Source organism: Lysinibacillus sp. 38-6 (assembly GCF_046245175.1).
Lineage (GTDB): Bacteria > Bacillota > Bacilli > Bacillales_A > Planococcaceae > Lysinibacillus.
Map to the genome: position 1 here is coordinate 4,263,871 of NZ_CP176417.1, position 23,623 is coordinate 4,287,493.

23 protein-coding genes are annotated in these 23,623 nt (G+C 38.4%); 17 read left to right on the forward strand and 6 right to left on the reverse strand.

The window, feature by feature from the left end; all coding sequences use genetic code 11:
• Positions 1-26: 26 nt before the first annotated feature.
• The 4 genes from ACKVEV_RS21290 (at position 27) to ACKVEV_RS21305 (ending at position 3,168) form a co-directional block, all read left to right on the forward strand.
• Positions 27-425 carry a YlaH-like family protein gene (locus ACKVEV_RS21290; RefSeq protein WP_409368207.1) on the forward strand — a complete coding sequence of 133 codons (399 nt, stop codon included), beginning with the start codon at positions 27-29 and terminating at the stop codon, positions 423-425.
• A gap of 195 nt (positions 426-620) precedes the next feature.
• Positions 621-1,613, forward strand: a complete 993-nt coding sequence (locus ACKVEV_RS21295) for an ABC transporter substrate-binding protein (RefSeq protein ID WP_409368209.1) — start codon at positions 621-623, stop codon at positions 1,611-1,613.
• On the forward strand, positions 1,614-2,381 hold the full coding sequence (locus ACKVEV_RS21300) for an ABC transporter ATP-binding protein (protein WP_409368210.1): 768 nt from the start codon (positions 1,614-1,616) through the stop codon (positions 2,379-2,381).
• Positions 2,374-3,168: an ABC transporter permease gene (locus tag ACKVEV_RS21305; protein WP_409368211.1), complete on the forward strand. Its 795-nt coding sequence runs from the start codon at positions 2,374-2,376 to the stop codon at positions 3,166-3,168. Before ACKVEV_RS21300 ends, ACKVEV_RS21305 begins: the two co-directional genes overlap by 8 nt.
• A gap of 97 nt (positions 3,169-3,265) precedes the next feature.
• On the opposite strand, the gene ACKVEV_RS21310 is transcribed toward ACKVEV_RS21305, so the two are convergent.
• Together ACKVEV_RS21310 and ACKVEV_RS21315 are read right to left on the reverse strand one after the other, a co-directional pair.
• Positions 3,266-3,469 carry a YlaI family protein gene (locus tag ACKVEV_RS21310; RefSeq protein ID WP_409368212.1) on the reverse strand — a complete coding sequence of 68 codons (204 nt, stop codon included), beginning with the start codon at positions 3,467-3,469 and terminating at the stop codon, positions 3,266-3,268.
• Positions 3,470-3,481: 12 nt separating this feature from the next.
• Positions 3,482-3,982, reverse strand: coding sequence for a peptidyl-prolyl cis-trans isomerase (locus tag ACKVEV_RS21315; protein WP_409368213.1), 501 nt, complete (start codon positions 3,980-3,982; stop codon positions 3,482-3,484).
• 182 nt (positions 3,983-4,164) lie between these two features.
• Between ACKVEV_RS21315 and ACKVEV_RS21320 the strand changes: the two genes are divergently transcribed.
• The 3 genes from ACKVEV_RS21320 to pyc are packed head-to-tail and all read left to right on the forward strand — an operon-like array spanning position 4,165 to position 9,134.
• A complete protein-coding gene (locus tag ACKVEV_RS21320; RefSeq protein ID WP_173477891.1) occupies positions 4,165-4,446 on the forward strand; it encodes a YlaN family protein in 282 nt (93 codons plus the stop codon).
• 60 nt (positions 4,447-4,506) lie between these two features.
• Positions 4,507-5,688 (forward strand): FtsW/RodA/SpoVE family cell cycle protein, encoded by a 1,182-nt coding sequence (locus tag ACKVEV_RS21325; protein ID WP_409368214.1) that lies wholly within the window; start codon positions 4,507-4,509, stop codon positions 5,686-5,688.
• A gap of 11 nt (positions 5,689-5,699) precedes the next feature.
• Positions 5,700-9,134, forward strand: coding sequence for a pyruvate carboxylase (pyc, locus tag ACKVEV_RS21330; protein WP_409368215.1), 3,435 nt, complete (start codon positions 5,700-5,702; stop codon positions 9,132-9,134).
• Positions 9,135-9,586: 452 nt separating this feature from the next.
• Here pyc and ACKVEV_RS21335 read toward each other — a convergent pair whose 3' ends face one another.
• Positions 9,587-10,510, reverse strand: coding sequence for a COX15/CtaA family protein (locus ACKVEV_RS21335; RefSeq protein ID WP_409368216.1), 924 nt, complete (start codon positions 10,508-10,510; stop codon positions 9,587-9,589).
• Positions 10,511-10,846: 336 nt separating this feature from the next.
• Here ACKVEV_RS21335 and cyoE point away from each other — a divergent pair, with 336 nt between their 5' ends.
• The 7 genes from cyoE to ACKVEV_RS21370 all read left to right on the forward strand — a co-directional run bounded on the left by cyoE (position 10,847) and on the right by ACKVEV_RS21370 (position 17,580).
• Complete coding sequence (cyoE, locus tag ACKVEV_RS21340) at positions 10,847-11,764, forward strand: heme o synthase (protein WP_409368217.1); 918 nt, start codon at positions 10,847-10,849, stop codon at positions 11,762-11,764.
• A 96-nt stretch (positions 11,765-11,860) separates the two neighbouring features.
• On the forward strand, positions 11,861-12,949 hold the full coding sequence (coxB, locus tag ACKVEV_RS21345) for a cytochrome c oxidase subunit II (RefSeq protein ID WP_409368219.1): 1,089 nt from the start codon (positions 11,861-11,863) through the stop codon (positions 12,947-12,949).
• Between the two features lie 39 nt (positions 12,950-12,988).
• Positions 12,989-14,872 (forward strand): cytochrome c oxidase subunit I, encoded by a 1,884-nt coding sequence (ctaD, locus tag ACKVEV_RS21350; RefSeq protein WP_409368221.1) that lies wholly within the window; start codon positions 12,989-12,991, stop codon positions 14,870-14,872.
• Positions 14,872-15,498, forward strand: coding sequence for a cytochrome c oxidase subunit 3 (locus tag ACKVEV_RS21355; RefSeq protein WP_409368222.1), 627 nt, complete (start codon positions 14,872-14,874; stop codon positions 15,496-15,498). Before ctaD ends, ACKVEV_RS21355 begins: the two co-directional genes overlap by 1 nt.
• Entirely contained in the window at positions 15,498-15,842 is a 345-nt protein-coding gene (locus ACKVEV_RS21360) for a cytochrome C oxidase subunit IV family protein (RefSeq protein WP_402925128.1), read from the forward strand. The genes ACKVEV_RS21355 and ACKVEV_RS21360 overlap by 1 nt, the downstream gene beginning before the upstream one ends.
• Positions 15,843-16,160: 318 nt before the next feature.
• Positions 16,161-17,090, forward strand: coding sequence for a cytochrome c oxidase assembly factor CtaG (gene ctaG / locus ACKVEV_RS21365; RefSeq protein ID WP_409368223.1), 930 nt, complete (start codon positions 16,161-16,163; stop codon positions 17,088-17,090).
• A 28-nt stretch (positions 17,091-17,118) separates the two neighbouring features.
• Positions 17,119-17,580 (forward strand): DUF420 domain-containing protein, encoded by a 462-nt coding sequence (locus tag ACKVEV_RS21370; protein ID WP_409368224.1) that lies wholly within the window; start codon positions 17,119-17,121, stop codon positions 17,578-17,580.
• A 17-nt stretch (positions 17,581-17,597) separates the two neighbouring features.
• Here ACKVEV_RS21370 and ytvI read toward each other — a convergent pair whose 3' ends face one another.
• Positions 17,598-18,662 carry a sporulation integral membrane protein YtvI gene (gene ytvI, locus ACKVEV_RS21375; protein ID WP_409368225.1) on the reverse strand — a complete coding sequence of 355 codons (1,065 nt, stop codon included), beginning with the start codon at positions 18,660-18,662 and terminating at the stop codon, positions 17,598-17,600.
• A gap of 222 nt (positions 18,663-18,884) precedes the next feature.
• On the reverse strand, positions 18,885-19,286 hold the full coding sequence (locus tag ACKVEV_RS21380; protein WP_409368227.1) for a YugN family protein: 402 nt from the start codon (positions 19,284-19,286) through the stop codon (positions 18,885-18,887).
• Positions 19,287-19,432: 146 nt separating this feature from the next.
• Between ACKVEV_RS21380 and ACKVEV_RS21385 the strand changes: the two genes are divergently transcribed.
• The gene (locus tag ACKVEV_RS21385) at positions 19,433-20,539 is read left to right on the forward strand and encodes a CAP domain-containing protein (RefSeq protein WP_409368228.1); all 1,107 of its coding nucleotides are present in this window, start codon (positions 19,433-19,435) and stop codon (positions 20,537-20,539) included.
• Positions 20,540-20,805: 266 nt separating this feature from the next.
• Positions 20,806-22,278, forward strand: a complete 1,473-nt coding sequence (locus ACKVEV_RS21390) for a UDP-N-acetylmuramoyl-L-alanyl-D-glutamate--2,6-diaminopimelate ligase (protein WP_409368229.1) — start codon at positions 20,806-20,808, stop codon at positions 22,276-22,278.
• Here ACKVEV_RS21390 and ACKVEV_RS21395 read toward each other — a convergent pair.
• The gene (locus ACKVEV_RS21395; protein WP_409368231.1) at positions 22,256-22,759 is read right to left on the reverse strand and encodes a PaaI family thioesterase; all 504 of its coding nucleotides are present in this window, start codon (positions 22,757-22,759) and stop codon (positions 22,256-22,258) included. The two genes, ACKVEV_RS21390 and ACKVEV_RS21395, sit on opposite strands and share 23 nt — an antisense overlap.
• A gap of 87 nt (positions 22,760-22,846) precedes the next feature.
• Here ACKVEV_RS21395 and ACKVEV_RS21400 point away from each other — a divergent pair, with 87 nt between their 5' ends.
• The gene (locus ACKVEV_RS21400; protein ID WP_409368232.1) at positions 22,847-23,293 is read left to right on the forward strand and encodes a YlbF family regulator; all 447 of its coding nucleotides are present in this window, start codon (positions 22,847-22,849) and stop codon (positions 23,291-23,293) included.
• Positions 23,294-23,623: the final 330 nt, after the last annotated feature.

Consider the following 23,623-nt stretch of genomic DNA (forward strand, 5'->3'; position numbering starts at 1 on the left):
CCGCTGAAATGAAAGGAAGAGGAGTCTTGGATATAAAGTCCGCTTTATTGGGTGAACTAAATGTTATTCAAGTTGCTGCACCTACAAATGCAGAGGAGTCAACGAAGGTTTATGAAAGAATGGCCGGTATAACAAGATTTTTATATGAAAATCTACCGAGCTATGAAATGGCAGGCTATGTTGTTTTCCTTCTCGTGTTTGTACTTTCTGCAATTGTCTATAAATTAGGCTTTGCAAAAAAGCTAAAGCTATCTCAAAATATTGTCATTTATGTGTTCCTATTTGTGGGATGTATTATGTTGACATTTTTCGCGTTATTCCTACCTATGATTGAAGGCCTCATCGTAGCGGCGTTAATTTTAATTGTATACAAAACACGTATGTGGCGAGAAAAAAGAGAAGAGCAACAAGCTGCCAATCAATAAGAAGCGTAGCTTGGCTCCTTTCCATAAAAACAGTCTTAGCATTTAGTTGCTAAGGCTGTTTTTTTGTCTAACGTTGCTTATATCGGGAAGGTTTTATGTTCCGATTTGTTTTTATTTAATAGGATACGCACCGAAATCTTTGTTGGTGAATAAGTTAGTCTCGATAGGCTATTTATCAATCAAGGAGGAAATGGAATGCGTTGGCTTAAAAAAGGTTTATTGTTAAGTGTACTTGCTTTGTTGCTCCTTTCGTTGGCAGCGTGTAATAAAGCGGATCTAGAAAAAGTAAAGGTCGGAGAAGTAACGCGCTCGATTTTCTATGCTCCGCAATATGTAGCGCTTGAAAAAGGGTTCTTTGAAGATGAAGGACTTTCTGTAGAGCTACAAACGATTGCGGGAGGCGATAAGACGATGACGGCGTTACTGTCAGATGGCATCGATATTGCTTTAGTCGGGTCTGAGACATCGATTTATGTAACAGCTCAAGGTGCAAATGATCCGATTCAAAATTTTGCGCAATTAACGCAAACAGACGGCACATTTTTAGTAGCGCGTGAAAAGATGGATAATTTTTCGTGGGACGATTTAAAAGGTTCTACATTTTTAGGGCAACGTAAAGGTGGTATGCCCCAAATGGCTGGTGAATTTGTCTTGAAAAAACATGGCATTGATCCTACGAAAGATTTGACGCTTATTCAAAATATTGATTTTGCGAATATCGCCACTGCCTTTGCTTCTGGTACTGGGGATTATGTTCAGTTGTTTGAACCGACAGCTAGTGTATTCGAAAAAGAAGGTAAAGGTTATATTGTTGCTTCATTTGGCACAGAATCCGGCCATTTACCATACACATCCTTTATGGCAAAAAGTAGCTACTTAAAGGATGATGCGAAAACAGTGCAAGGTTTTACAAATGCACTGAAAAAAGCACAAGATTTTGTACAAGAGAAAAGTGCAGCAGAAGTGGCGAAAATTATTCAACCGTATTTTGAAAATGTCGATGTATCTTTAATTGAGACAGTGGTAGAGCGTTATAAATCACAAGGTTCCTACGCAACCGATCCAATTTTGGATGAAGCGGAGTGGGATAACTTACAAACGATTATGGAGGAAGCAGGTGAACTTCCTCAACGAGTAAAATATGAAGACCTTGTGAATACGAAATTTGCAAAAAAGGCTGCGGAGTAAATGGCGTTTTTAAAACTAGAACATATTCACCATAGTTATTTTTCTAGTACGCAGGCCAAGGAAGTTTTACGGGATATTAACCTAGATATTCGCGAAGGTGAGTTTGTGTCCTTTATAGGGCCAAGTGGCTGTGGGAAAACAACACTATTGTCAATTATAGCTGGATTGTTTCCTGCAACTGAAGGCAAAGTATTTATTGATGGGGAAATTATTGCGCCACACAATCAAGCACTTATTGGCTATATGCTTCAACAAGATTATTTATTTCCTTGGAAAACGATTGAGGACAATGTCACAATTGGTTTAAAAATAATGCAGCATGATAATAAGACGCATAAAGTGACGGCTAATGCGCTTTTGCAAGAAGTTGGGCTGCCGCATGTCGGAAGTAATTATCCGAGAGAATTGTCAGGAGGAATGCGTCAACGCGTTGCCTTAGCAAGGACATTAGCGGTGAATCCAAAAATTTTACTGTTAGATGAACCGTTCTCTGCTCTTGATTATCAATCGAAATTAAAGTTAGAGGACTTAGTTGTCGAAACATTAAATGCCTATCAAAAAACGGCGATTCTTGTCACGCATGATATTGGTGAGGCGATTGCAATGAGTGAACGTGTCTTTCTTTTCTCAGCCAATCCAGGTACGTTGCATAAAGTGTTTGACATACCTGTCGCGTTACAACAATTGTCACCGTTCGATGTAAGGCAACATCCAGCGTATTCAGAAGTATTCCAAACGATTTGGAAGGAGCTGGAGAGCCTTGGATAATACATTATTTAAGCAATATCAACAATTGCTCAAAAAGGAAAAACGGTTTGTTCGTTTATATCAAATAATTATTTTAATTGTCTTTTTTGGAGGTTGGGAGCTATTATCGAGGCTTGAATGGATTGATCGGTTAATTTTTAGCTCACCAACACATGTATGGCAGACGTTTATAGAAAAAGTAAGTGACGGCTCGCTAACGTTACATGTTGGTGTAACGTTAATGGAAACGATTATCGGTTTTATCGCAGGTACATTGTTAGGGACTTTAATTGCCACGGTCTTATGGTGGTCTCCGATGTTATCCAAAATATTGGATCCTTATTTAGTTATTTTAAACGCTATGCCAAAAGTTGCGCTCGGCCCGATTTTAATAGTCGCTCTTGGACCAGGGTATTTTTCCATTATAGCTATGGGTGCGCTCATTTCAATTATTATTACAACAATCGTCGTTTACACCGCTTTTAAAGGTGTGGATCCTAATTATAGTAAAGTGTTGCAAACTTTTGGTGCGACCCGTTGGCAGACGTTTAAAGAAGTGATATTGCCGGCCTCTTTTCCAACGATTATTTCGACTTTAAAAGTAAATGTTGGCTTGTCATGGGTAGGCGTTATTGTCGGTGAATTTTTAGTCGCTTCAAAAGGACTTGGCTATTTAATTATTTACGGCTTCCAAGTATTTAACTTTAATCTTGTGTTAATGTCACTGCTCATTATCGCTTTCTTTGCGACAATTATGTATCAAGTTGTCGAATTAATTGAAAAAGTGATTATTAAAAATAATGGCTAATTAAAAAACGCAAAACCTGTTTTTATAAGGTTTTGCGTTTTGTATTGTTGAGTTCCCTATGGAATTTTCAGAATTGTGTGAGTGCCTGGCACTTCTGTTAAAATTCTTTATCCATTTGTGGGGAGGTGCGATAAAAACGGAAGTTGCCGGTTTCAATTCGTGCCACTGTATTTTCTTTAATGCGATCATGGCAGTTCTCACACATATACGTATGAATCGGGCGATTCCGAAGTTTTTTTGCTAACGGTAAATCATCATCTAACTGGTTAATCGTATCGCAAATGACACATTTTACGCGCATCGCATTCCCTCCTTATTCCGCACGAATGGCTAATACATTTTTGATAGGGTTGTCTACATTTGAGCCGTCTCCAAATAGTATATGAACGGGTCCGTCTTCTGTTAACGGTTTGCCGTCTTGACTATATTTGAAAATAAGTGTTTGTGCTTCTTCAAGTGAAAACCCATGTTCTTCACCATCTTTACATTCAATAACAATTTTTGTCGCTTCTGGTTTAACTTCAGCATTTTTCAAGAAGTGACTTAATTCAATACCGAAAGTGCCTGTTTCCATACCTTTACGATCGAATTTTCGCTCTGATTTTAAAGTTGGTGGGAAAGTAGCACCTTCCATTATTTCACGAGACCAGTGAGCACCGACCTCACGCATATATTTTGTATCCGCATCTTCCTCTACTTCTCTTGCTTGGAAGTACGTATTTAAGTCTAATTTACGATCGTCGAAAATCCATACAGTTGGATCTAATGTAAGTTGATACGAAACTGCACCCTTGATAGGAATAATTGTTTCCATAATAGAAATCCTCCTCAAATCTTGTATATCCATGAATTAGTATAACGCTAATACTAGGAGATAATAAAGAAATATAATTTGGATTCTTTATTTTCCAACGAAGACACTTGCATTTTTATCGACTAAAAGATAAACTTTATTAAGATAGAATCGAAGAAATATCAGATAATGGGGGCGTCCTCATGGATACGAAATCACAAACTTCCTTTCAAGAGAAGGCTTTGGAGCTTTTAGTAGCTGATGCAGATAAAATTGCTCGCCTCATTCGAGTACAGATGGATCATTTAACGATGCCACAATGCCCTTTATATGAAGAAGTATTAGATACACAAATGTTCGGCCTTTCACGTGAAATTGACTTTGCTGTGAAGCTAGGACTAATTGAACGCGATAAAGGCAAAGCCATTCTCGATTCACTCGAGAAAGAACTTTCTGTACTACATGACGCGTATACAGACAAATAAAAAGAAAAAACTCAAACGCTGCTTGCGATTTGAGTTTTTTTACTAGAACGAGGTTTTCCAATGAAACAATATTTAAAACGATATGCTCAAAATTTTGATTACCCATTATTTTTTACTGTTTTGTTGTTAAGTATATTTGGTTTAGTGATGATTTATAGTTCAAGTATAATGGTGGCAATCGTCCAAAAAGAACAAGCGGCAGACTACTTTTACCGAAAACAGCTAGTTAATTTAGCGGTCGCATCTTTAGCATTTGTGGCAGCTGCATTTTTCCCTTATAAGCATTATGCAAATAAAAATATTATGCTGTTGCTGACAATTGTGTTAATTGTGCTTTTTACATGGGTTAAAGTAGCCGGTAATGGGGCAGAAGATGTAGGCTCCCAAAGTTGGATTCATGTACCGGGATTTGGTAATTTCCAGCCTTCCGAATATGCGAAACTATTTATAATCTTATATTTTGCCGCAGCATTCTATCGAAAATCTCAAAAATATACATTTGAAAAGTTACAGCCAACCGAAATTTTTTATCCGATTTTTCTTTGGATACTTGTCGTTGCTGGCGTAGCATTTGAAACAGATTTAGGGGCAGTAATCATTTTATGTGGTATTGCCGTATCCGTTGTAGCAGCTAGTGGCATTCCTTTTAAAACGTTTTGGAAGTTTTTTGGCGTGTTAGGGGCATTTGGTGTAGCCATTCTCGGCATGCTTTGGCTATTTAAAGGTGAACTTTTAAAAGGGAACCGTAAAGGACGTATCGAATCTTATTTTAATCCGTTTGATTATGAGGATGGTGTAGGTCACCAAGTGGTCAATAGTTATTATGCAATTGGCGGCGGTGGTTTAGAAGGAAGAGGACTCGGTCAATCGATTCAAAAATTAGGATATTTACCTGAACCGCAAACCGATTTTATTATGGCAATTGTGATGGAAGAGCTCGGCATTTGGGGAGTTCTGATCGTCTTAGGTGGTTTAGGATTTATTGTATACAAAGGTTTTTCTATCGCATTGCGAACAAAAGATCCGCTAGCGCGTATGATCGCGGCAGGTATTGCGAGCTGGATAGGCTGGCAATCGTTTATCAATCTTGGGGGTGCAACCGGGTTAATCCCGTTAACCGGTGTCACGCTGCCTTTCATTAGTTATGGCGGGACATCTATAATTTTGCTATCTTTAGCTATGGGGATATTAGTTAATGTTTCCATGTTCGAAAAGGTAGAAAGAAGTAAATCACAAACATAAGGGGGATACCTATGGAATCAATCAACAAAATCCTTGTAGCCAATCGGGGAGAAATTGCAATTCGAATTTTCCGTGCATGTACGGAACTCAACATTCAGACTGTCGCTATTTATTCACGAGAAGACAGTGGGGCATTTCATCGCTTTAAAGCAGATGAAGCTTATTTAGTAGGGGCTGGTAAGAAGCCCATCGATGCGTACTTAGATATAGAGGGCATCATTGCAATCGCTAAGGATGCAGGCGTTGATGCGATTCATCCAGGGTATGGTTTTTTATCAGAAAACGTGGATTTTGCACGTCGTTGTGAGGAAGAGGGCATTCTATTTATCGGTCCGACTTCACAGCATTTAGATATGTTTGGTGATAAAGTAAAAGCGCGTGAACAGGCCATTAACGCAAATATTCCAGTTATTCCAGGTACAGACGGGCCAGTTGCTTCTGTAGAAGAAGTACAAGCCTTTGGTGAACAATATGGATACCCGCTTATGATTAAAGCTTCTTTAGGTGGCGGTGGACGCGGTATGCGCGTCGTGCAAACAAAGGAAGACGTTGCGTCTGCTTATGAACGTGCTAAATCAGAGGCAAAAGCAGCCTTCGGTTCAGACGATGTTTATGTAGAAAAATGCATTCTCCAACCAAAGCATATTGAAGTTCAAATTATCGGCGATAAAATGGGCAACATCGTGCATTTATATGAGCGTGATTGTTCTATTCAACGCCGTCATCAAAAGGTTGTAGAGATTGCACCATCCAACTCGATTTCAAATGATTTACGAAACAGAATTTGTGATGCTGCAGTTCAATTAATGAACAATGTCTCGTACATAAATGCAGGGACAGTGGAATTTTTAGTTGCAGGTGATGATTTCTATTTCATCGAGGTGAACCCTCGTATTCAAGTAGAACATACCATTACAGAAATGATTACCGGCATCGATATTGTACATGCTCAAATAAAAGTAGCAGCAGGCTACGGTTTGCATAGCGAGGAAATTCATATTCCACAACAAGCGGATATTCCGATGATCGGCTATGCCATTCAATCGCGTGTCACAACAGAAGACCCTGCAAATGACTTTATGCCAGATACAGGAAAGCTAATGGTTTATCGCTCAAGTGGTGGCTTTGGCGTTCGCTTAGATGCGGGTAATGGCTTCCAAGGCGCTGTTGTAACACCGTATTACGATTCATTGCTCGTGAAAATTTCAACTTCCGGCATGACGTTTAAAGAAGCCGCTGCGAAAATGGACCGAAATTTAAAGGAATTCCGTATTCGTGGGGTAAAAACGAATATTCCGTTTTTAAATAATGTAGTAACGCATGAAAAATTTTTAGCAGGTACGTTTGATACAAGCTTTATCGATACAACACCTGAACTATTTAACTTCCCGGTACGACAAGACCGCGGAACAAAACTATTAAGCTATATCGGTAATGTGACATTAAATGGTTTCCCAGGGGTGGAAAATAAGGCTAAGCCGATTTTCACTAAGCCAATCAAGCCTCTTGTGGATTTAAACGGGCAGCCGCTATCTGGTACAAAGCAAATTTTAGATGAGCAAGGTGCCGACGGGCTAGTGAAGTGGATTTTACAACAGCAAGATGTACTATTAACGGATACAACATTCCGCGATGCGCATCAATCTTTATTAGCAACACGTGTCCGTTCTCAAGATATGATTCAAATTGCAGATGAAACAGCACGTATGATGCATAACTTCTTCTCCCTTGAAATGTGGGGCGGCGCAACATTTGATGTAGCCTACCGCTTTTTAAAGGAAGATCCATGGGAGCGCTTAGCGAAACTGCGTGCGCAAATACCAAATGTCTTGTTCCAAATGCTGTTGCGTGGTGCTAATGCTGTTGGTTATACAAACTATCCAGATAATTTAATTCGCGCCTTTATCGCTGAGTCGGCTGCATCTGGTATTGATGTATTCCGTATTTTCGATAGCTTGAACTGGATTAAAGGAATGGAAGTCGCGATTGATGCGGCAAGAGATGCGGGCAAAATTGCAGAAGCAGCCATTTGCTACACAGGTGATATTTTAGATGATGGCCGTGCGAAATACTCCGTGCAATATTACAAAGATATGGCGAAGGCTTTAGAGGCGTCAGGCGCCCATATTTTAGCGATTAAGGATATGGCTGGATTATTGAAGCCGGAAGCTGCCTATCGCCTAATTTCGGAGCTAAAAGCGTCGACAAACTTGCCAATTCATTTGCATACGCATGATACAAGTGGCAATGGCATTTATTTATATGCAAAAGCGATTGAGGCTGGAGTAGATATTTTAGATACAGCGCTCGGCGCAATGGCTGGTTTAACATCACAGCCAAGTGCAAACTCATTGTACTATGCGATGAAAGGCGGCAATCGAGAAATTCGTGCTGATATTGAGTCGCTTGAAAAGCTTTCCTATTACTGGGAAGATGTTCGTAAATACTATAAGGATTTCGAAAGTGGCATGATTAGCCCGCACTCTGAAATTTATGTGCACGAAATGCCAGGTGGTCAATACAGTAACTTACAGCAACAAGCAAAAGCTGTTGGACTAGGTGATCGTTGGGATGAAGTGAAGCGCATGTATTCACGTGTCAATCTTTTATTTGGCGATATCGTAAAAGTGACACCGTCATCGAAAGTAGTCGGCGATATGGCGTTATTCATGGTGCAAAATGAGTTAAATGAAGAAACAGTTATTACTCGTGGGCAAACAATTGACTTCCCAGATTCTGTTATCGAATTTTTCCAAGGTTATTTAGGACAACCACATGGTGGCTTCCCAGAAGCACTGCAAAAAGTAGTGTTGAAAGAACGTGAGCCAATTACGGTACGACCAGGCGAACTGTTAGAGCCAGTTAACTTTGAGCAGTTAGAGGAAGTATTAGTAGATAAATTACAACGTCCAGTGACAAAGAAGGATGTACTCGCTTATGCGTTGTACCCGAAAGTGTTCGAAGAATATGCTAAAACATTAGCATCATTCGGTAATATTTCAGTTTTAGATACGCCAACTTTCTTATACGGCTTAAAGCTAGGGGAAGAAATCGAAGTTGAAATAGAAAAAGGTAAAACGTTAATTATTAAACTTGTATCGATTGGTGAGCCACAGCATGATGGTACGCGTGTTATATACTTCGAGTTAAATGGACAATCACGTGAACTCGTGATTCAAGATATGACGGTAGAAGTAGATGGCAGCATAGCACTTAAGGCAGATCCAAGCAATCCGAACCAAATCGGAGCAACGATGCCAGGAACGGTATTAAAAGTTGTTGTGTCGAAAGGTAGTCCTGTTAAACGTGGTGACCACTTGTTAATTACAGAAGCTATGAAAATGGAGACAACAGTACAAGCTCCAAAAGACGGTATCGTTAAAGAAGTTTACGCAAGTGCGGGCGATGCTATTTCAACAGGTGACTTATTAATAGAAATTGAATAATTGACGAAAGAAAAAGGTTAGTAGTAAGCTTCTATGCATACTACTAACCTTCTTTTTGTCTAAATGAATAGTAGAAACTACATACGAACTGTAATAGGACATTCTAGCTACTGAAAAACATTGATGTGCATATCAATTATTTTGTCTCTAGACTTTTTTGATATAAAATAAAGATAGATAAATTTATTGCCGGAAGTGCTAATAAAACCTTTTACAATCGTAAATACATCCTCTTATATACCACCCGCTCACATTGTGTTTAGTTGCCTAATGCTGTTGTTATCTTGCAGTAAATCACTGAAGTAAGCTTTCATTCTTCCATCAAAAAAGTAATAGAACGTAACGCTTTATTAGTAAAGTTCATGTTTGATAATGGCATTGTTATGGCAGACTAAGGAAGGCGCCTGCAGACAAAGAAAAAAGATTCGACAGCGCCGAATCCTTTTCTGAAGTTACTTATTTTTTTCATTATAATTGCTACGTGCTACAAGCATTATCATGTAGCAGAGGAGACCAAATAACATTGAAATGAATAAAGAATGTAATAATGCGACCGTCAGATTCAATTTAGTAAGGACTACTAACATACCTGCTAAAACTTGTAGAATAACTATGATGAAAGCGATAATCCAGCCATAATAAATAACACGTTGTTGCTTGTATTCTTTTATAGCGTGCCAAGTTATGTATGTAATCCAAATAAAAATAATAATAGCTGCTAGTCGATGTCCCATTTGTACCCATTCGTACATATTATTTGGTGGTGCAAAAGGTGTTTCGTTATAGCAAAATGGCCAGTCTGGACATACTAGACTAGAATCGGTATGTCGAACAAGCGCCCCTGTATAAACGACTAAATAAGAATAAATTGTGACAGCAATTGTATGCCTACGTAACTTTTTCCCAATAAATACGTTATCTGCATCAAATTTTCGATCAACTTCAAATACAATCATAGAAAGAAGAAGAACGGCGGCAAAAGAAATAAGTGAGATTCCAAAGTGCAGTGCTAGAATGAAGTCTCCTTGCCCCCATAACACTTGAGCTGCTCCAATCAGCGCCTGTGCTATTAAGAAGAACATTGATAAAAAACCTAAAAATTTTACTTCACGAATATGACCAAGTTTTCGCCATGTCCAAATGGTTAAGCCTAAAATGGAGATAGAGACGATACCTGATACTAGACGATGGGAGAATTCAATTAGGACTGGAGTTGTAATTTCTTTTGGGATAAGAGAACCATTACAATCTGGCCAATTTCGACCACAGCCCAAGCCACTATCGGTTTTTGTAACGAGTGCCCCGCCAAGTAAAATAAGGAGCATTCCCACTGTAGCGGCAACAGCAAACCACTTCATATACCTGTTGTTTTGCATAAAATGAGTCACCTACTTTATCTATCAATATTACATGAAAGTAATGTTTCTGCTACTAGATGATATCTAAAATACAATTAAAATACAACTTGTAAAGAGTAGGGAGTATTAGATGTTCATTCCATTTCACAAATTGTTCATAATTTCGTGCTTTAACCTTCACAATTCAAATTGGAAAATGTTTTACTATAGATATGTTGTTTTTTAATTATATTTCTAGACAATGCAAATTTTACAACTTCATCTAAATTTCACTAAACGTCTAGAAATCAATCGCAAATTTCGCTATAGTTATTGTTAGCGGAATATGCTTACAAAAATGAAAGGAGAGGTAACATGTCAAACGGTCGTGCGTTTTCGGCTACTAGAAATACTGATCCAGAAACGACATCTGTTGTAAAAGATTTCTTAGCACTAATAAAAATTGGAATCGTTAACTCGAATCTTGTCACAACGTTTACAGGAATGTTTCTGGCAATTCAGTTTACTGGTAGACATTTCTTACAAGAGCTTGATGTACTCGTTTGTCTCATGCTAGGTGCGGCTTTAATTATTGGCGGCTCTGGTGCCATGAACAATTTCATTGATCGGGATATTGATCCGATAATGAAACGAACAAAGTCAAGACCGACAGTCACAGGAAGATTTAAGCCGAATTTTGTAATGACTATTGCCCTCTCATTTTTAATTGTAGGTGAAATTTTGTTATTTACGGCATCATTTGCGGCCGGCATGTGGGGACTAGTTGGAATATTCGCGTATGTTGTTTTGTATTCAATGTGGTCAAAAAGGAAGCATGTTAGTAACACGATTGTCGGAAGTATTTCAGGGGCTATTCCACCAGTAATTGGTTTTGCAGCGATTGAACCTGCACTTGGCCCAGGAGCACTTGCCCTATTTCTCATGATGTTTGCATGGCAACCACCGCATTTTTATGCGCTTGCTATGAAGCGTACTGAAGAATACCGTGCAGCTAATATTCCGATGTTACCAGTAGTAAAAGGGTTTAAACGGACGAAGTACTCAATGTTTTTCTGGATTCTTTTATTATTCCCGTTACCGTTCCTTTTATCTGAGCTTGGAAATGGATTTTTAATGCTTGCGACTACTTTGAACTTAGGCTGGTTAATACTAGCTATAAAAGGCTTTACCACAAAAGATGATATGAAGTGGGCAAATAAAATGTTTATTTATTCATTGAATCATATGACCATACTATTTGTGGCTATCGTAATATTTGCGATATTCAGCTAATTTGGAATTCTTTCTTTCACAAGAATTCATATAGACAGAACCAATGTCCTAGGTACACATGAAAATACAACAAAGAAAGAGGGGTTTAATTAAGCTATGATGAAAGGGCTTAAAAAGTGGCGTCTTTTTTCACTTCTAGCAGTGATGATGGTTTTCCTTTCGGGTTGTGGTGAAGAGTATATTTCTGCACTGAAACCATCGGGTCAAGTAGGTAAAGAACAATTCAACCTATTATTGTTGGCTACTGGAATTATGACGTTAGTTGTAGTAATAGTATCTGTTATCTATTTACTTGCATTCTTAAAATTCCGCCGTTCAAAAGTAGGCGAAAATGTGATTCCTAAGCAAGTAGAAGGTAGTCACACACTTGAAGTAATTTGGACAGTTATTCCAATTATTTTATTATTAATCTTAGCTGTACCGGTTGTTACGGCTACTTATAAATTTGCAGATGTTGCTGCAATGGATGAAGTAGATGCAGAAGGTAACAAAACGGCCCTGACAGTAAATGTCACTGCAAAGTTATACTGGTGGGAATTTGAATATCCAAACCAAGGGATTGTAACAGCTCAAGAATTAGTTGTACCAACAGGTCAAAAAGTTTACTTTAACTTAAAAGCTGCTGATGTAAAGCACTCATTCTGGATTCCCGCGGTTGGCGGTAAAATGGATACGAACGTAGAAAACTTAAACAAATTCTACTTAGTATTCGATAAAGAGTCAGCAGATCTTAAAGATGGCGTATTCTATGGTAAATGTGCTGAGCTATGTGGCCCTTCACACGCACTTATGGACTTTAAAGTAAAAACTGTTAGCCCAGAGGCATTTGACGCTTGGGTAGCGAACATGAAAGCTACTGAAGGACAAACTGCTTCAAAAGATTCAACTGATCTTGGTGAAGCAACTTTTGCTAACAGCTGTTTAGCTTGTCACGCTGTATCCGGTGCAGGTGGCACTGGTGGAGTAGGTCCTAACTTAACGACATTCGGTGATCGTAACCGTGTCGCAGGTTTCTTAGAACATAATGAAGAAAACTTAAAAGCGTGGATTAAAAACCCAGGTGAATTCAAACCAGGTAACTTAATGATGAATCCTGATGGTACTGCACCAATTTATGGCGATTTAACTGACGAAGAAATTCAAGCTCTTGCAACTTATATCATGGGCTTATCAGTAGAGAAATAATTTTCGTTTATGTAACAAACTTTGAGGGAGGTAAAAGTTGTGAGCTCATATACACAGAAAAAGGGCTTTGGAGCAGCTGTCTGGGATTACATTACAACGGTTGACCATAAAAAGTTAGCTGTCATGTATTTATTAGCCGGTACATTGTTCTTCGCTATCGCTGGTTTTGAAGCGTTATTAATACGTATTCAGTTAATGAAACCAAATAACGATTTCATATCAGCTGGTTTTTTCAATGAATTATTAACGATGCACGGAACGACAATGTTATTCCTTGCCGCGACTCCATTACTATTCGCATTTATGAACATGCTTGTACCATTACAAATTGGTGCACGTGACGTTGCATTCCCGTTCCTTAACTCTTTAGGGTTCTGGTTGTTCTTCCTAGGTGCAGTATTCCTTCACCTGTCATTCTTTTTAGGTGGCGCTCCTGATGCGGGCTGGACATCTTATGCATCATTATCTTTATATTCTCCAGGACATGGTATTGACTTCTATGTACTTGGTTTGCAAATTTCTGGGGCAGGCACGTTAATTTCAGGTCTTAACTTTATCGTTACGATTATTACAATGCGTGCTCCAGGGATGACATTTATGCGTATGCCATTATTCACTTGGACTGCTCTAGTATCAAGTGCGTTAATTTTATTCGCATTCCCTCCATTAACAATTGGTTTATTAATGATGTTATTTGACCGTATGTTCGGTGGTAACTTCTTCGACCATACAATGGGTGGTAATACAGTAATTTGGGAACACTTATTCTGGATCTTCGGACACCCAGAAGTATACATTTTAGTACTACCTGCTTTCGGTTTATTCTCGGAAATTATCCCAGCATTCTCTCGTAAGCGCTTATTCGGATACTCTTCAATGGTATTCGCAACAATTTTAATCGGTTTCCTAGGCTTCATGGTTTGGGCTCACCACATGTTTACAACTGGTCTTGGACCAACTGCAAATGCCATTTTCGCTGTTGCAACAATGGCGATTGCCGTTCCAACTGGGATGAAAGTATTCAACTGGATTTTAACAATTTGGGGCGGATCTATTAAAGTTACAACGCCAATGCTATATGCACTTGGTTTTATCCCGTCATTCGTAGCGGGTGGTGTTACTGGGGTTATGCAGGCAGCTGCTCCTCTTGACTACCAATTACATGATTCTTACTTTATCGTTGCGCACTTCCACTACGTTATCGTAGGTGGTATCGTTACGGCATTATTCGGTTCAGCGCACTTCTACTGGCCAATTTTCTTCAACCGCATGTTAAACGAAACGCTTGGTAAATTGACTTTCTGGGTATTCTTTATCGGATTCCATTTAACATTCTTCGTGCAACACTTCCTAGGTTTAATGGGTATGCCACGTCGCGTATTCACGTACATGGAAGGTCAAGGTTGGGATCAGTTCAACTATATTTCATCAATCGGTGCATTGATGATGGGCGTTGGGGTTATCTTAATGGTAATTAACTGCTTAATGTCTATCAAAGGTGAACCAGCAGGTCGCGACCCATGGGGCGATGGTCGTACGTTAGAATGGTCAATTCCACAACCAATTCCATTCTATAACTTCCGTCAAACACCACTTGTTCGTGGTCTAGATCCTTGGTGGATTGAAAAGCAAGAAGGAAATAAAGAAGTGACATTTGCTGAGCCAATCGGTGATATTCATATGCCAAACAACTCTGCAATTCCATTCGTTATTTCTGTAGGTATGTTTATCGCAGCATTCGGTGCACTTTATAATCCAGATGCAGATAAACCATGGTCAATTTACGTATTAATTATTGGTCTATTGATTACATTTGGTGCAATGATTGCTCGTTCTGTGAAGGACGATCACGGCTTCCACTTACACAAAGAAGATATTCTTGAAATTGAAGAACATCTTTACGGTAAAGGAGGAAATAAATAATGGATTACAATACTAAATTTACTCCTCATACTTGGCCAGATCATCCTGAACAAGCAACGATGGAAGGGAAAAATAAAGTCGTTGGATTCTGGATTTTCCTTGCCTGTGAAGTTGTACTTTTCGCAAGTTTATTTGCTACTTACTTAGCACTTAAGAACAAAGGGCCAGCTGGCATGGAGTTCACAACACAAAGTTTATTTGAATTACCTTTAGCATTTGCAATGACGATGTTATTATTAACATCTTCCCTAACTTCAGTTTATGCGATTTACCATATGCGTAATTTTAATTACAAAGGTATGCAAACTTGGTTAGCGATTACATTACTTTTAGGCCTTGGCTTCCTTGCCCTAGAAATTTACGAGTTCCAACACTATGTGCATCTTGGTTTCACGTTTAACCAATCTGCATTCGCAACTTCGTTCTATACGCTAGTAGGTACGCACGGTTTCCACGTATCTTTAGGGTTAGTATGGATTACAACTTTACTTATCCGTAATGCGAAACGTGGACTGAACCTGTACAATGCGCCAAAGTTCTTTGTGGCTGCACTATACTGGCACTTTATTGACGTTGTTTGGGTATTTATCTTTACAGTAGTATACTTGATGGGAGTGATCGGATAATGTCATCACATGATACACCTGTAGTTGCTAAGTCTCAAGCGCAATTCGAGTATGATCGTCATCACAATGCCGTTCATATGCGTAAACAAGTAATCAACTTTGCGATCATGATTTTCTTAACGTTTATCGCGTTCGCTGTTGTTGCGGCTGGTTTTTCGAAATATTTCATAGCACCATTTGTTTTATTGCTTGCTGGCGTACAAGTTGTACTTCAACTTTATGCTTTCATGCACTTAGAAGATAAAAAAACTCACTTCGGTGGTGTTATTGGATTCTTTATGTGGATGGGGATTTTAATCGCATTTACATTCTTCTTAGCATTTTTAACAATTATTTGGTGGTAATACCAAAAAAAGCATGCTCTCTGCTAATGGCAGAGACGTGCTTTTTTCGTTTTTTAAATAGTGTAAAGTGTTGGTAATTTGTTCACCGTTCGTTCATTGCAGTATAGCTGTAAGCGTTTTATAATAGGAGTACTGAAGTTTTCTTTATGTCTTTGCAATCATTGTCTCTATTTTTTTTGCTTCTCTGCGACATTCGACAAAGACTTAACTTTATTTTGCAGAAGTTTGATTTCCAAAATAAGTAGAACGTTTTAGCGTGCATAACTCGCTTTTGGCGTTAAAATGTATGCTGGACAAAGTTAAAGGAGCGCGTATTGTATGCCACTTAGTATATTTGGTTTCCAAGCTTTATGGAGCCCATATTTAATAGGGGTTCTCGTTTTTATTACCGCAATCTATTTTTTAGTGACAACGAAATGGCGTAAAGATTTTAAAGTAAGTGAGCCACTGAAAAAAGGTGAAGCAATTTATTTTGTATTAGCAATGATTACGATTTATATTATTAAAGGATCTCCAATCGATGTAATGGCCCATATCATGTTTACGATGCATATGGTGCAGATGGCTATTCTGTTATTGCTTGTGCCTATTTTTCTAATTAAAGGGATTCCTTGGTGGGTATGGAAGGTTGCCATAGAAGCACCTGTTGTCAAACCTTTATTTAAAGTGTTAACATTACCTGTGGTTGCGATATTTGTTTTTATCGGTCTCTTTTCTATCTATCATTTACCGTCAGTATTAGACTACATTAAATTAAACGAAACGTTACATGGTACTTATACTTTTGTATTATTTGTTTCTGCTGTGTTAATGTACTGGCCTTTAATTCAAAAATTACCAGATAGCGCTGAAATGAAACCATTGCATAAATTAGCATATATCATTGCTAATGCTGTGTTAATTACACCTGCATGTGCATTAATTATTTTTGCGCCAAATGCGATGTATGAAACATATACGAGTGGTGAAGCTTGGCTAAAAGCGATGGAATTATGTGTACCAGCCTCAACTTTATCTGGCTTGTCTTTATCTGGCCCAGAATTGTTTACGGATATGAAGCCAGCTGCGGATCAGCAACTTGGTGGTGTTCTGATGAAAATATTGCAGGAGCTTATTTTTGGTGTATTAATCGGTGCGATTTTTACAAAATGGTATCGTTCTGAGCAAAAGGATCCAGATAAAATAACTGCCGACGCATTAAAAGCACACCAGCAAAAATGGGAAAGAGAACAGCAACATCAGTTGTAAAATTTATTTAGTATAAGGAGTTTTGTGAATGGAATTGCAAATTTTGCCTACTATTAGTACATCATTTATCGTGATAAGTGCTGTACTTGTAGCAATTGGTTGGGGCTTAATTATAAAGGGAAAAGTAGATGCCCATAAAAAGGTTATGTTAGCTGCCGGTGTTGCTGCACTTTGCTTCTTTATCATCTATGCTTCACGTACGGTCTTTATCGGTAACACAGCTTTTGGCGGCGGTGAGGATTTAAAACCGTATTATACATTCTTTTTAATTTTCCACATTACGTTAGCGACAGCTGGTGCAGTGTTTGGACTTGTGAGCATTATTTCAGGATTAAAAACAAATATTAAATTACACAAACGAATTGGACCAATTACAAGTATTATCTGGTTCTTTGTAGCAGTTACAGGTGTCATGGTATATATGTTACTGTATATCCTGTTTGAGCCTGGTGAAACAACGTCTGTTATTAAAGCAATATTAGGATTTTAACGCAAAAATCTCCCTCCTTACTCTTGAGAAGGTGGGAGATTTTTTATAGCGGGTTGTTTAAATAACGAAAGCGCAACGACAACAAGTAAAGGGCCAATTAAAATACCGAGAAAACCAAATATTTTAAAACCGATAAACATAGCAATAAAAGTGGAGAGTGAAGAAAGACCAATTTTATTACCAATGATTTTCGGTTCTATCATACGACGTATTAAGAACAGTACGATTGTCAATACAACTAAGGCAATCGCAAAGATATAGTCACCTGTAAATGCTTTGTAGACGGCCCAAGGTAACAGTAATATAAACGAGTCTAAAAAGGGGATAATGTCTAATACGACAATCAGCAATGCTAAAATAAAAGGAAACGGTGTCTTTAATAGGAAAAATGCGATTGTCGCTACCGCGAAAATACAAATACCTACTAGTAATTGTGCTTTCATAAAGCCAATGAGTGCCACTTTTACACGTGCAGCTGTAAATAGTATTTTTTGATGATAATGAAACGGAATTGGTGCCAATAGTTTGCGATTGATGGATGGTAAATCTAATAACAGCATATACAATACTATCCAATAGACAAAAATATCAAATAAACGGGATGGAATATGGGTAAGCAGTGATGACCAAACATTAAAGTTTGTTAAAGAAAGTGCGAAATTTTCAATAGAAGAAAGTGCTCGTGCAATCATGGTTTGAATTTGCGTAACGAGATCTAATGGCAAATGGTACGTATAGTTAGCAAGCTTGGATTGAATTTGAATCCACAAAGCTGATAATTGGTTAAGATAATCTGGAATATGAATGATAAATGATGAAAACTGTTTCCAGCTTATATAGCCTAGGAAAATACATAGTAGTAATGTGATACAAAAAAATAATAGCCAAAAAATAGATACGACAATTTTACGTTTTTTGCGAAAGCGTTTGCTCATACGAATAATGAGAGGCTCTAATAATAATGCGGTTACATAGGCAAGAAGGATAGGTAAAGATAAGGATAAAAACCAAAGGATGATTAATCCTATAGCAATAACAATTATAGGGTGACGGAAAAAAGGTCTTTTAAAAAATTGTATCAAGAATCTCACCTACATCATTTGAAAGATATAGTTAGTATGAGAAGAAAATCTTTTTTTACTCAAAATAAAAAAGACTGGACCACCAGTCTTTTCTTGATATTCATACATTCTTATGACAAGCTTGCATTTTAGAACAACAAGTGAACAAAAAACTTGTTGTCGCATCAAGACCACAGTATCTGCAAAGACGTTGGTTTTGACGTTGTATTTCTTTAGCGCTTATTATGCGTTAACAGTTTCCAACGCTTTTTTGTTAGAAGGAGACTCAACAATAAATGCTTCTAAGTCTAGTCTAACTTTTTTTAAGATTTCATCACATTTTTTTACAAGGTGAGCTGGGAAAACTTCATCTTCACCGTACTCCACACCATGTGGATAGTAGTGTTTGCCAAGAACAGGTTTCATTAATGTTAAAACAGCATCATGTGCACCAACATCACCAGATTGCGCATAGGCGAATACACGTAGATAGTAAGTGCCTTCACGAGTATCGAAACGGCGGTCGAAAGTCATACGCTCGTAATCCCAAGCACCATCACATTCTAAGCCATTTTTTTTCATAATGTTTTCAATCAGTTCTTGGTCAGCTGTTAAATTCTCAAGGTTAGTATTCTCAAAATACATCTAATAATCCTCCTTTAGCTTTTCGTACAAAGTATACGCTCATTTTTATAATAGAGCATATTTGACATTGTTGCAATACAACATTGTGTCAACGTTCTTACAATTGATATAATAACTTACAATAATGGTGGAGAAAGGAGTCGTGTATGAAAGCTTTATTTCGCATTTTAATTGCCTGTGCAACCATTGCGTTTATCGGCTTTATGTTCTTTAATACGCCAAAAGAAAATGAGCCACTCGAAGGACCGAATGCCAATTCCAATATTATTCCAAAAACGGAGCTGGAGCAACCGGATGTTGGAGCGATGACAAGACCGCAAAGAGGTATGTCGACTTTAATTGGGCAAGGCACACAAGTTATAGTAGAACAATACGGTGAACCAGCAAGAAAGGAACCTTCATCATTTGGTTACGATTGGTGGGTTTATAAAACAAGTGCAGCAACATTCTTTATGTTGGGCGTGCAAAATAATATTGTGACACAAGTATACATAGCGGGAGATCAGCTAGATGCTACACCTTTTAAAATAGGTCAGAAGCGCGACGATATTTACCGCATGACGATCATCGATTATGAAGTAGCTGCCAATGTAGGGGAAAATATTTTTATTTTCTCGATGAGTGAGGAAGATATGCAAACGAGGCTACTTGTTAAATTTGATGGGCTTTATGCACAGCTTTATATTGATAGTGAAACAAGTGAGCTACAAGGAATTCGTTTTACGGATAGTGAGACACTGGTATTACATCAGCCTTACGAAATGATTTATCAAGGGGAGCTTGTTAGTCCGACACCTCCGTCTTCGTTTTTACAACAGGAAATCAATGAAGCAAGTGCTGCGCAGCTTGATGATTTAATTAATGTCACACGGGTTCATTATGATTTAGCACCATTGGAACTTGATGAAAAATTAGAAGAAGTAGCAAAATTGCATAGTGAAGATATGAAGGTGCAAAATTTTTCTGGTCATGAATCACCAACAAATGGCGATTTAAAGAAACGTTTGGAAGCACAAGGCATTGTTTATACTAGTGCGAACGAAAATCTTGCGACTGCTTATTTTGATGCGATTGAGGCGATGCATGGATGGCTAAACTCAGCCGAGCATCGCAAAGAAATATTAAATGATAAATATTCTGCCGTAGGATCAGGTGTCTTTTTAAATTATTATACACAAATTTTCATGGAGCCCTCAAAGCAAAAGGAAGAAAGTGAAGAATCGGTGGAGGATACAGTGGAAGTAATTCAATAGGAAAGAATTGATGATAAAGGCCGTTGATTTCCGCTACGTCCGGCGCTTTCCGCGGGCACACACGTAAGCCGAATTAAAGGTGCCAGGCACTCACACAATTTTAAAGATTGTCTTGATTAAATCAAGACAATCTTTTTTTTGTCTCTCGTAATGACAAGATCTACCTTCAATCAACAGCTTCAACAGCATTTTTTGCTCCCTTCAATTTTCGTCACACCGTTACAAAAGCCGTCATATGATAGAGAACTGAAAGGAGGAATGAGGCATTGCAATTAGCAGAGCTATTGAAAGATTGGCCATGTAGTGTAACTGGTGGATCGATTCGCACAATAATTACGGGAGTAGAGGATTATGCACAAGCAGTCAAACCCGGAGATATTTTTATAGTACGAAAAGGGAAAAAAACATCGGGTAGTCGTTTTGTCAAAGAAGCACTGGCAAGAGGAGCTGCTGCCGTGGTATCTGAAGAAAGTATTGCGATACCATTTAATGATCAAAATATTCCTTTCGTTTGGGTACCGAATACCGCGTTGTTTTTATCGTATGCAAGTGCCAAACTCGCTGCTTTTCCCGCAGAGGCATTATCGGTTATTGCTATTACAGGAACGAATGGAAAAACGACAGTAAGCCATTTTGTAAGCCAATTACTAAAGGCTTTACATAAAAATGTAGCAGTTATTGGAACAGTAGGCTTCTTTATTAATGGGGAAAAGCAACACACTGAATATGAGCAATTAACAACATTACAAGCAAAAGAGCTCCATCCTATTTTAAAACAATGTGTACGACAAGGTGTTACACATGTAGTTTTAGAAGCTTCCTCAATGGGTTTGCAACAGCATAGGCTTGATCATTGCGATATTGATTGTGGGGTATTTTTAAATTTATCAGAGGACCATTTAGAAGACCATGGAGGACTTGAAGCCTATAAACGGGCAAAAAAGAGATTAGCAGACTTATCGAAAAAAATAGTGTTAAATGGTGACGATAATTTTTGCCGTTCTGTCGGTATTTACGACAAGAAAAAATCATGTTCATTCGGCTTTGACAATCACAATGATTTACATATCCAGATTGTGAGTGAATCCATTGGGAAAACTGTACTATGTTTGCAAACGACAACGAGTGAGCACATTATTGCCATACCGTTTGTTGGAAAGTATCATGTGCAAAATGCAGTAGCGGCAATCATGGCAATATGGCGTTTAGGTTTTTCCATCGATGAAATAGCTGAGCATACATGGGGATTAAAGCTACCAGAGGGTAGACTTGAGAGAATAGAAAATCCACTGGGGATTGACGTCTATGTAGATTACGCGCATACTGCAGAGGCTCTGCAAGCAGTGTTACAAACTTTTGATAGTAAGAAAACGATCTATCTAGTATTTAGTTGTGGCGGTAATCGAGATAAGGCAAAACGATTTGCGATGGGGGCTGTGGCCAGTAAGTTTGCTGATGTTATTTTTTTAACGACGGATAATCCTCGCGATGAAGACCCAATCGTTATTAATGAAAGTATTATTGCAGGTTTCTCCGAGCAGCAATATTATGAAATATTTTTAGATCGGAAAGTCGCGATACATCAGGCGTTGGCAAAAGCGCAAAAAGGAGATATAGTGCTTGTCGCCGGAAAAGGGCATGAACAAACGCAGCAAATAAAAAATCAAAAATTCCCTTTTTCCGATCAACAATGTATAAAAGATTATTTTTTACAAGTTAAGGCTGACGACGTTGAATAACGAAGAAGGAAGCAGTGGCAATAGCTAGCCTACGACCAGTTTCATCCTCTATATCGCATGCCATGACAAGCGTTTGACGTCCTTTATGTACAAAACGTCCTCGTGCGATTAACTCTTTATTGGTCGTTGTTGCGATATAAGAAATATTAATATTGGTTGTTACAACATTAAAGCCTTCTGGAACTGAACGTGAAGCGAGTCCGCCCATCGCTGCATCAGCAATGGTTGCAATAATTCCTCCATGTGGGACTTTAATGGTATTGTGAATAACCGGGGTAATCGGGATTCGAACTTCGCTAACGTCTTGTTGGAAGTTGCCCACCATATGTAAAGCGGCATTGATATAACGGCGATGTATACCTTGTTGTTTATCCCGTATGCCATTTAGCAAGTGTAACAATACTTCCTCATCCTCCGCTGTACTATGTTGTAAAATAGCAGCGAGTAATTCTTCAATTTGTCCCTTAGATGAAGTGACCAATTACAAAACTCCTTTATTTAAAAATATCATTAATGTAAAATTACCATAAAATCTGTTATGATGGGAATTAGATTGGGGGAATTAAAAATGATGATGACCTCTGAATGGGCAATCATTTTGGATGAGGCCGATGCGCTTTGCGAAATGATTCTTTCCTCTGAACCTGCGAATACGCTAAGGTTAGCGTATAATGCTGTCTATAGCGATAGCGAGTTAGTCGAAGCTATTTATGCATTTAGTCGCATGAAGGAGCAATACGAAGATGTACAACGTTTCGGAAAATACCATCCGGATTATCATACAATAATGAAATCGATTCGTCAGCAAAAGCGCGCACTCGATTTGAACGAAAAGATTTCAGCTTTAAAGTTAGCTGAAAATGATTTTCAAGATTTACTAGATGAGATTAGCTTACTGATTGGGAAAACTGTATCGGAAGCAGTAAAAGTACCTGTAAGCAATCCATTTTTCGCTTCTAATTCTTCATGTGGAAGCGGTTGTGGCTCAGGTGGCTCTTGCTCCTGTTCTGCATAATAGAAACCGTGCCAATGCACAATGCTTTATGAAAAGACACAATACCTCCGGGGTGTTGTGTCTTTTTTTATATAAGATACCGTTGATTTCCGTTCCAGGCGCTCCCTTTCCGCAGGCACGGCTTCAACTAATTTTTGCGGCACTGCCGCAAAAATGGATTTTCAGCTCGTGCAGTTCCTGCAGGAGTGTCGCGCCTTCCACTCCAATCAACTAGAGCTGTCTACTATTAAGGCGTTGTTGAATAAAACAGTATTTCCTAGTAGTCTATTTCAATTTAATTCAGCAAATGGAAGATACCGTTGATTTTCGTTCCAGACTGTAGGAGCCACG

What these genes read in the sequence shown, in the direction of transcription:
- ACKVEV_RS21295 (WP_409368209.1), top strand. Translation starts at nt 621, where the DNA reads ATGCGTTGGCTTAAAAAAGGTTTATTGTTAAGTGTACTTGCTTTGTTG.
- ACKVEV_RS21300 (WP_409368210.1), top strand. Translation starts at nt 1,614, where the DNA reads ATGGCGTTTTTAAAACTAGAACATATTCACCATAGTTATTTTTCTAGT.
- ACKVEV_RS21310 (WP_409368212.1), bottom strand. Translation starts at nt 3,469, where the DNA reads ATGCGCGTAAAATGTGTCATTTGCGATACGATTAACCAGTTAGATGAT.
- ACKVEV_RS21315 (WP_409368213.1), bottom strand. Translation starts at nt 3,982, where the DNA reads ATGGAAACAATTATTCCTATCAAGGGTGCAGTTTCGTATCAACTTACA.
- ACKVEV_RS21320 (WP_173477891.1), top strand. Translation starts at nt 4,165, where the DNA reads ATGGATACGAAATCACAAACTTCCTTTCAAGAGAAGGCTTTGGAGCTT.
- ACKVEV_RS21325 (WP_409368214.1), top strand. Translation starts at nt 4,507, where the DNA reads ATGAAACAATATTTAAAACGATATGCTCAAAATTTTGATTACCCATTA.
- pyc (WP_409368215.1), top strand. Translation starts at nt 5,700, where the DNA reads ATGGAATCAATCAACAAAATCCTTGTAGCCAATCGGGGAGAAATTGCA.
- ACKVEV_RS21335 (WP_409368216.1), bottom strand. Translation starts at nt 10,510, where the DNA reads ATGCAAAACAACAGGTATATGAAGTGGTTTGCTGTTGCCGCTACAGTG.
- cyoE (WP_409368217.1), top strand. Translation starts at nt 10,847, where the DNA reads ATGTCAAACGGTCGTGCGTTTTCGGCTACTAGAAATACTGATCCAGAA.
- coxB (WP_409368219.1), top strand. Translation starts at nt 11,861, where the DNA reads ATGATGAAAGGGCTTAAAAAGTGGCGTCTTTTTTCACTTCTAGCAGTG.
- ACKVEV_RS21355 (WP_409368222.1), top strand. Translation starts at nt 14,872, where the DNA reads ATGGATTACAATACTAAATTTACTCCTCATACTTGGCCAGATCATCCT.
- ACKVEV_RS21360 (WP_402925128.1), top strand. Translation starts at nt 15,498, where the DNA reads ATGTCATCACATGATACACCTGTAGTTGCTAAGTCTCAAGCGCAATTC.
- ctaG (WP_409368223.1), top strand. Translation starts at nt 16,161, where the DNA reads ATGCCACTTAGTATATTTGGTTTCCAAGCTTTATGGAGCCCATATTTA.
- ACKVEV_RS21370 (WP_409368224.1), top strand. Translation starts at nt 17,119, where the DNA reads ATGGAATTGCAAATTTTGCCTACTATTAGTACATCATTTATCGTGATA.
- ACKVEV_RS21380 (WP_409368227.1), bottom strand. Translation starts at nt 19,286, where the DNA reads ATGTATTTTGAGAATACTAACCTTGAGAATTTAACAGCTGACCAAGAA.
- ACKVEV_RS21385 (WP_409368228.1), top strand. Translation starts at nt 19,433, where the DNA reads ATGAAAGCTTTATTTCGCATTTTAATTGCCTGTGCAACCATTGCGTTT.
- ACKVEV_RS21400 (WP_409368232.1), top strand. Translation starts at nt 22,847, where the DNA reads ATGATGATGACCTCTGAATGGGCAATCATTTTGGATGAGGCCGATGCG.